Annotated in this window: 10 protein-coding genes; 1 reads left to right on the forward strand and 9 read right to left on the reverse strand. The window is 44.1% G+C overall.

Annotated features, from left to right (window positions below; all coding sequences use genetic code 11):
• The first annotated feature begins 5 nt into the window (after positions 1-5).
• A complete protein-coding gene (locus JHD45_RS15830; RefSeq protein ID WP_199477484.1) occupies positions 6-758 on the forward strand; it encodes an ElyC/SanA/YdcF family protein in 753 nt (250 codons plus the stop codon).
• Between the two features lie 56 nt (positions 759-814).
• Here JHD45_RS15830 and JHD45_RS15835 read toward each other — a convergent pair whose 3' ends face one another.
• The 9 genes from JHD45_RS15835 to JHD45_RS15875 form a co-directional block, all read right to left on the reverse strand.
• Positions 815-1327 (reverse strand): ferritin-like domain-containing protein, encoded by a 513-nt coding sequence (locus tag JHD45_RS15835; RefSeq protein ID WP_199477485.1) that lies wholly within the window; start codon positions 1325-1327, stop codon positions 815-817.
• A gap of 191 nt (positions 1328-1518) precedes the next feature.
• Positions 1519-1686, reverse strand: a complete 168-nt coding sequence (locus tag JHD45_RS15840; protein ID WP_199477486.1) for a hypothetical protein — start codon at positions 1684-1686, stop codon at positions 1519-1521.
• 43 nt (positions 1687-1729) lie between these two features.
• On the reverse strand, positions 1730-2032 hold the full coding sequence (locus JHD45_RS15845; protein ID WP_067012627.1) for a helix-turn-helix domain-containing protein: 303 nt from the start codon (positions 2030-2032) through the stop codon (positions 1730-1732).
• Positions 2032-2388, reverse strand: coding sequence for a type II toxin-antitoxin system RelE/ParE family toxin (locus tag JHD45_RS15850; protein WP_199477499.1), 357 nt, complete (start codon positions 2386-2388; stop codon positions 2032-2034). The genes JHD45_RS15845 and JHD45_RS15850 overlap by 1 nt, the downstream gene beginning before the upstream one ends.
• Positions 2389-2518: 130 nt before the next feature.
• On the reverse strand, positions 2519-3181 hold the full coding sequence (locus JHD45_RS15855) for an anthranilate synthase component II (RefSeq protein ID WP_199477487.1): 663 nt from the start codon (positions 3179-3181) through the stop codon (positions 2519-2521).
• Between the two features lie 11 nt (positions 3182-3192).
• A complete protein-coding gene (locus tag JHD45_RS15860) occupies positions 3193-4602 on the reverse strand; it encodes an anthranilate synthase component I family protein (protein ID WP_199477488.1) in 1410 nt (469 codons plus the stop codon).
• The gene (locus tag JHD45_RS15865; RefSeq protein ID WP_199477489.1) at positions 4599-4829 is read right to left on the reverse strand and encodes a Trp family transcriptional regulator; all 231 of its coding nucleotides are present in this window, start codon (positions 4827-4829) and stop codon (positions 4599-4601) included. The genes JHD45_RS15860 and JHD45_RS15865 overlap by 4 nt, the downstream gene beginning before the upstream one ends.
• A gap of 344 nt (positions 4830-5173) precedes the next feature.
• Entirely contained in the window at positions 5174-7219 is a 2046-nt protein-coding gene (gene feoB / locus JHD45_RS15870; RefSeq protein ID WP_199477490.1) for a ferrous iron transport protein B, read from the reverse strand.
• On the reverse strand, positions 7216-7464 hold the full coding sequence (locus JHD45_RS15875) for a FeoA family protein (RefSeq protein ID WP_199477491.1): 249 nt from the start codon (positions 7462-7464) through the stop codon (positions 7216-7218). Before JHD45_RS15875 ends, feoB begins: the two co-directional genes overlap by 4 nt.
• Positions 7465-7775 lie beyond the last annotated feature (311 nt).

Consider the following 7775-nt stretch of genomic DNA (forward strand, 5'->3'; position numbering starts at 1 on the left):
ACAACATGAGCCTTATTCTTTTCTATTGTAAAAAATTCATCGGCATGATGCTGATGCCCATTCCACTCACCTTGGTGATCATGTGCCTTGCTTTTTTTCTGATCAATAAGCGACCTAGAATCGCCAAGCTCTTTTTATGCTGCGCGATACTATTATTAGGCTTGACCAGCTGGAGTCCCGTCGCCAATCGTCTTATTGCCACTGTGGAACACGATTACCCCGTCTTTAATATTCAGCAACCTGTGGATGTAGTGGTCGTGCTTGGCAGTGGGCATAAACGCCTCACCAACACGCCAGTGGTAATGGAATTGGGAAACAGTGCCTTATTTCGACTTGAAGAAGGAATACGCATTTTAAAAGCTAATCCCACCGCGCAATTATTCGTTTCGGGGTATTCTGGTGGGATTGGCAAATCCCATGCGGAGCTGATGCGAGAAGCCGCAATAGAATTAGGGGTTAGCGCAGATCGCATCACCATATTCCCTTTAGCAAAAGACACCGAAGACGAAGCCAACATGATGGCACCGCAGTTGAAAGGCAAGCGCGTCGCCTTAGTCACAGAAGCATCCCATTTAAAACGGGCGGTGATCTTTTTCCATCGAGCAGGAATTAAGGTCTTCCCTGCCCCCGCTATGTTTTTAGGGTCAGAACAAAGCGATTGGCAAATTAACGCCACTGACGCGCACAAAAGTGAGCGAGCCTTTTATGAATGGATTGGTCGGGCCTGGCAATGGATAAAAGGGGAAATAACAAATTAAGAAATTAGACAAAGCTGAAATCAAGAGAGGCTAACCTCCGCTAGCCTCTCCGTCACTTACTGAAACCTAGTTTGAAACTTTTGGAACGCCGCTAGATGATTTTTTGAAGCATCACGCAAACGTATAAACACATCCTTAACATCACTCGGTAATTCCTGTTTTAAAAAGCGCTCATACATAGCAATATTATTGATTTCAGCGGTAACACCAATGGGAAAGGTTTCCTGGTAAGTGGCTGGCAACACCGCACTTTCCATTCCTTTATCCGCCGGTAAAGCAAAGCCGTACTTTGTAAAAAGGGGCTCTAACCAAGAAATATGACGCTCCTCCGCTTTTACTATATTGCTATAAGGTTTGCGACTGCCATACGTCTCGATAATCTTTTGATACTCACCTCTTGCGAGATATTCATCCTCAATCGCAAAACGCAACATCTGCTCTAGAGTAAACGATTTATCAGACATACTTTTCGCTCCCGCCGCGCCATAACTTTCACCAAAAGCAGCAATTGGCAAACTAGACATTAACAATACAACAACCCCACTTGCCAACAATGATTTAAGATTCATAATCTTCTCCTTCTTAGCAACCAAACCTATTCACAGTCATAGACAACACGCCTATAACCGTCAGCTTCCCTTATCAAATAGACCCATCGGAGTATTTTTACCAGAGATAAAAGCCCTTTGATTGATCTGAGGCGTGATTTAGCGTTTATAGCGGAAACGAATAGCTAAGAGCATCAATGCAATAGAATTTGTTAAGCAATACTGTTTGCACTAACATTTGCCAAAGCAGATTTATGAATATTACACACTAACTCATTTTCATAGCCGCCAAGATCAAAACTAATTCTATTCCAATTTTGCTGTTCGAAATGCTCATCACCTAGGAAATATATATTTGTAAAACCAAAAGTCATTTTCATTAACTGCATCCTTTCAAGTAAGCGCCTGAGCGCACACTCAGTTTTATAAGTTAAACCCATAATGGCTGCCATCGGGCAATTCAACATCCACGGTTAGTTTACCACCAGCGCCTTCAACATAGCGCTTCAAAGTAGATAATTTAACATCTCGGCCTTTGCGTTCCATTCCAGCAATCGTTGGCTGCTTCACTCCTAGCGTGTTTGCCATATCCTCTTGAGTGATTTGCATGCGTTCACGCAACTGGGCGAGATGAATACCAAGCAACATGTCATCCGCCTTTTTACGAGCATTTTTTACTATTTCAGGCTTCTGATCTGAAATTAATTTATCAAGTGTTCTGGCCATTACTCACCTCGACTTTTTAGCTCCAGTAGATGCTTTTCAAATTCTTTATCAGCAGCTGGAATCATCTGTTCATAAAATCGCTTATCTTTCCCTGTTTTCTCTCCAGCACACAATAAAATACCAGTTCTGCTTGGATTGAATGCATAGAACGAGCGTATAGGGTTACCCTTACTTTGCGTCCTTAGCTCTTTCATATTAGCGAACTTCGAGCCATTCACAGCATCTGCATAAGGCCTAGATAATTGCGGTCCTTTCTGCTGTAGCAAAAGCAATGTTGCCAACACGTTTTCTTTATCAATGTCGTCCAGAGCGTCAAACCATTCATCGAACACATCCGTTGTTTCTATACTCCACAGAAATTCCCTTTTACATAAAATAATAGCCTTTAAGCTATATAGCTTTAAGGCTATATTTTCAACTCAAAAAAAAAGCAGCGCCCATAATTGAACGCAGCTTTTTATCACATCAAAGACTATGTCTTTCCTATCAAACCTGAAATAAGAAATTCTTAATTAAATCCTTACCGCCTTCTGTCGCAAAGGATTCTGGGTGAAATTGAATCCCTTGGATCGGGTATTCCTTATGGCGCACACCCATCAGCTCGAATTGCCCGCCTTGATGGATCCTTGCTAGATTATTAAAATCCGCTGGTTGCAAGTTACCAACCGACGCGGTGACTTCTAGCACCTCTGGAAAGCTTTCCGCTTCGGCAATTAAAGAATGGTAACGCATTACTTCTAGTTGGTCTGGAATGTCATGGAAGATGCCTTGTCCATTATGGGTAATCGGGCTGGTCTTCCCGTGCATTGGTAAGGGCGCTTTCACAACTTTACCACCGAATACATGACAAATACCCTGCATCCCCAAGCAAACCCCCATTAAGGGAATGGTTGTGCCAAATTCTAAAATCACATCAGCACACACACCAAAATATGCTTTATCGTCGGGTGAACCCGGCCCTGGAGAAATAATAATGCGATCGGGCGACGCATCGCGAATGTCATCTAAGGTCACTTCATCATTGCGCTTCACGATCACTTCGAAGTCGCTGATGTCGCCACGACTTTTTTCAGTTTCCAACACTTCACCAATAAACTGATATAGGTTGTAAGTAAAGGAATCGTAGTTGTCGATAATATAAACTTTCATGTTACCTTCCCTTAAACCTTAGCTTGATGTTTAGCTGGCGCAAAGCTTTCCAGTACACGGCGGGTACCAGCAAACTTACGTTGAATTTCTTCATACTCGTCTTCGGCGTTTGAGTCATATACGTTACCACCACAGGTTTGCACATAGGCTTTGTTACCCTTAGCAAACACGGTACGAATGGGAATCGCGAACATACAATCACCATTAAAAGAGAACTGACCAACCGCGCCACCGTAAGGGCCTCGGCCATCATTTTCCAAATCGTTGATGATTTTCATGGCTTCGATTTTCGGCGCCCCCGTCAAGGTCCCCGCCGGAAAATTACTCGCCAAGGCCGAGAACATATCGTGATCTTCCGCCATGATGCCAACAATTTCACTTGAAATATGCTGAACATGACTGAAACGTTTAATGTCCATCAAACTACGCACTTTCACCGTACCAAAACGCGCCACACGGCCGATATCATTACGATGTAAATCGACAATCATATTGTGCTCCGCAATTTCTTTTGGGTCATTCAACAAAGCGCGAGCCAAAGCCACATCTTCTTTTTCGTCCACGCCACGTTTTGCTGTACCCGCTAGCGGAAAGGTTTCCATTTCTCCCTGACGTACACGGAATAGTAACTCGGGGCTAGCACCAATGACTTTTTGCTCGCCAAACTTGATGTAATACATTTGTGGCGAGGGGTTCACTTCTCGCAATTGCTCGTACAAGTTAATGGTATCGCCTTCCATGTCGAACCACATTTTAAAGCCCACTTCGCATTGGAAGATTTTGCCATCAATAATGTCTTTTTTGACTTTGGCGACGGCATCGGCATGGTCACTTTTACTCATGGACTCCCCCGCCGGCGTGACCACAAAAGCCCCATTCTCTGGCGTTGGCTCCGCCATCATGTGGTTCACCAGTTCTACTCGATTGTCATCGTAATAAAAGTAGAATAGCTCACCCGTCATTTTGTCGTAGATCAAGCCATCCTTAAACAAACCAAAGCGGAACGCATCAAACATATCGCTCGATTGTAGATCTAGCGTAGGCTCAAAGTAATTCATGCTGTCGTAACCAAGATAACCGGTTAACCCGCCTGCAAAGCCTCGTGACAAAATATTCTGAGGCACGATATCACGCAGCAAATAGTATGGATTGTCAGACTCGTAAGCTTCTGTCGAGCCATCGCGCTCTTGAATAAACAGCTGCTTGTCTTGTGCCCAGATCAATTTTTCAGGATCAAAACCAATAATAGAATGGCGGGAAATAAAGCTCTCTTCACCAAGAGATTCCAACATAAAACAGTTGTCGAAACGCTTCTCAACCTTTTTAAATAAATCAAAAAAATCACAATCTGAACTGATAGTGATGTACTTAGGTTTGCGCGGTAGCGTAATGCGCTCCGGCTTTTTATTAGATTGACTCATATCTCTTTTAATTCCTTCAATGCTCGGGAACCACGGGTCACAGTAGCAATACCTACGCCTAATTGTTTCGCAATATCTCGCTGTGGCACGCCTTCGTCTAACAACGCAATGATCTTCAAACGGCTCACCATTTCACTAATTTCATTCGGTGTCAGTAGCACTTTTAAACGCTTCTCCAACACAGATGCATCATCAACTTCGGATAAAAACTGGATTAAGTCCTGCATAGGCGGCACTCTTTATGATTTTTCAAAAGGACTTTGTATTCATGTACTAGTACATTATAGTTTTTAAGATAGGGAAGCAAGAGAAACAATCGTGAAAAATATGCTTTTTGTCAGAATAAGAGCAAAGAACAAAATGCCAGCCACCCTTCAACTAGGATTTTATCAACCCCACCTTTAAATCCGTTGCTTCGTAAATGACTTCACCATTTGAAAAGATTGGTAACGTGTTTGATATGCTAGCAAAAACAATCCTATTAGAGACCTTTGTGTCAAGTCTGTTAGTATAAAACTGAAATGGAAAAGCGACCTATAACTTAGATCGCTTTTCAAACTCGAAACGAATTTTAGCCAATCGCTATGATACTTTTATCCATCTTAGGTTTGATCCACGATTTCAAGCCCAGCACAAAAAGCACGATCCATACACTGGCAAGGGCGATATAGAGCAAGGATTCCATCGGGTGGTCAGCAAAGGTCAGTACCTGGAAACTGTATACCGCGCCCACGTATGCAACGGATGTGCTCCAGCCAACAACGACCCCCGTCCACAATAATCCGCCCTCTTTCACCAACGCGCCAATCGCCGCAGCACATGGCGTATAAAGCAAGACAAAAACAAGGTAGGCGAATGCGCCCTGCCAGCCCTCAAATAACGACACCATGCGCTGGTGTCCTGGCGATAAGGTGGTTTCCGTTTGCGCTTCAGACACAGCAGACAAGCCTAATGGGTCGATCAATGTACTCACCACGCCGCTAAGATTTGCCCATAAAATCGAGCCCGCTTCTTTTAGGTTTACCAGCGGAGACACATAATCTCCTCCTGCACTGCCCCCTGCCGCATTGGTATATAACGCATCCATGGTGCCCACTACCGCTTCTTTTGCTAGCACACCAGTAAAAACACCGACAGCAGCAGGCCAGTTGCCATCCCCCATACCAATCGGAGAGAAAACGGGGGTAATGACTTGCCCTACCTCCGCCAAGGCAGATGGTTTTCCGCCGTCCGCAACAGAGCGCCACGATGGCACCGAATTCAATATCGTTAATATGGCAGAAACAACCACGATTGTCTTACCTGCTCGGATCACAAAACCTCGAACTTTGTGCCAACTAGACAAGCCAACATTCCCCCAACGAGGACGATGATAGTGAGGCATTTCCATAAAGGAGCTAGCTTGCACGTCTTTAAAAAGCTGCTTGCGGAAAATCCATGCCGTACCGACAGCCATAGCAATGCCCAGTAAATACAAACCAAATACCAAAGAACCACCGTGCTCCCGAAAGAAAACAGAAACGAACATGACATAAACCGCTAAGCGTGCACTACAGGACATAAAGGGTGCCATGGCCATGGTGAGCATACGCTGTTTGGGGTTTGATAAACTGCGTGTTGACATGATGGAAGTCACATTACAGCCAAAGCCCAATAGCAAGGGAATAAAGGCTTGTCCCGGCAAGCCAATCGACAGCATCACTCGGTCAATAATAAAGGCTGCTCGCGCCATATAGCCGCTATCTTCAAGAATACTCAGACAAATGTATAAACAACCGATCACGGGTACAAAGGTAGACACCAACTGCACACCGCCGCCAATACCATCCGCGATGACGATAATCAACCAATGAGGAATGCCCACTTGCGCCATCCAATGACTGGGAAACGCCACAAACCAATAACCAGCAAGAGAATCAATTGGATCAACAAATAAGTTACCCACACCAATCGCAAAGGCAAACATGGCATACATGGCGAGTAAAAAGATAGGAATCCCCAACCACGGATGAAGCACAATACGGTCAACCAATTCAGTGGTATTTTGTGCCCTCGCCTGCTGCTTCATCACACCGGATAACCAATCTTTGATTGGCTTTGGTTCCGCGTTTATCGGTTTGCCTTTTAACTCGTTTACTAAATGGCAAACATGATATTGGAGATCATGCACCGACAATTCGTAACCATCAATAATGGGTACCCCCATATTGGCCTCTAAACTGGCAATGTCTGGCATAACACGCATTTTTCGAGCTAAATCCGTCATGGTTAGGACGACAATCATCGGACGACCCAAGGCAATCAACTCTTTTGTTAACTTGAGATTACGCTTTAAATTGGTGGCATCTACCACATTAATAATGACATCGTAATCACCCGTATTCAAAAAACGGCGCGCCACCGCTTCGTCAATGCCGCCAGATTCAGTTGCAAAACTGTAAATACCAGGTAAGTCTGTCATATCGACGCGCTGTTGATCAGAAGCAAAAAAGCCCGTTTTACAATCGACCGTCACACCAGCCCAGTTACCCACCTTTTGCCGTGTACCAGCAAGCTTATTGAATAAGGTGGTTTTACCTGTGTTCGGATTACCGACTAACGTAATATGTCGGCTCATTCGTCGTGTCCCTCGCAATACTCATCACATAAATGAACATGCTGAGCATCGTCCGTATGGATAGCAATCAAAGTGGCACCGACTTTCACTTGAAGGGGGTTTCCTAAGGGAGCTTTCATTAACAGCTTTATCGTCTCACCAGGATCAAACCCCAGTGCATTGAGTTGTATTTGCATTTCATCGCTTGGATGAGACACATGATGAATAGTTGCTTCTTGACCCCTCAATAACTCTGACAAAACCATTGCCGCCCCCAAAAATGAACATAATAACAATTATCAATACAATAGGTTTCGCTATTATCACCCAAAATCAGGCTTAACAGCCAGAAATAAAGACGACTCAATCAACAAAAAGTGCTTAAAAAAGCACAAATATTAAGCAACTTTTCTTCGCGCTCTAGCGCAGAACGATTTTCATCATACCAGCTAACCCACCAAATGAAGGCTCACTTAGCTCCAACAACAAGGTTTAAAGGCTATAAGCTGTTAATTTCATTCGACAACGTTTGTATTGTCGTGAGCAAAAAAGAACCGCTTATCGTCAAAGGCATAGT

Source organism: Marinomonas spartinae (assembly GCF_016461715.1).
Classification (GTDB): domain Bacteria; phylum Pseudomonadota; class Gammaproteobacteria; order Pseudomonadales; family Marinomonadaceae; genus Marinomonas; species Marinomonas spartinae_A.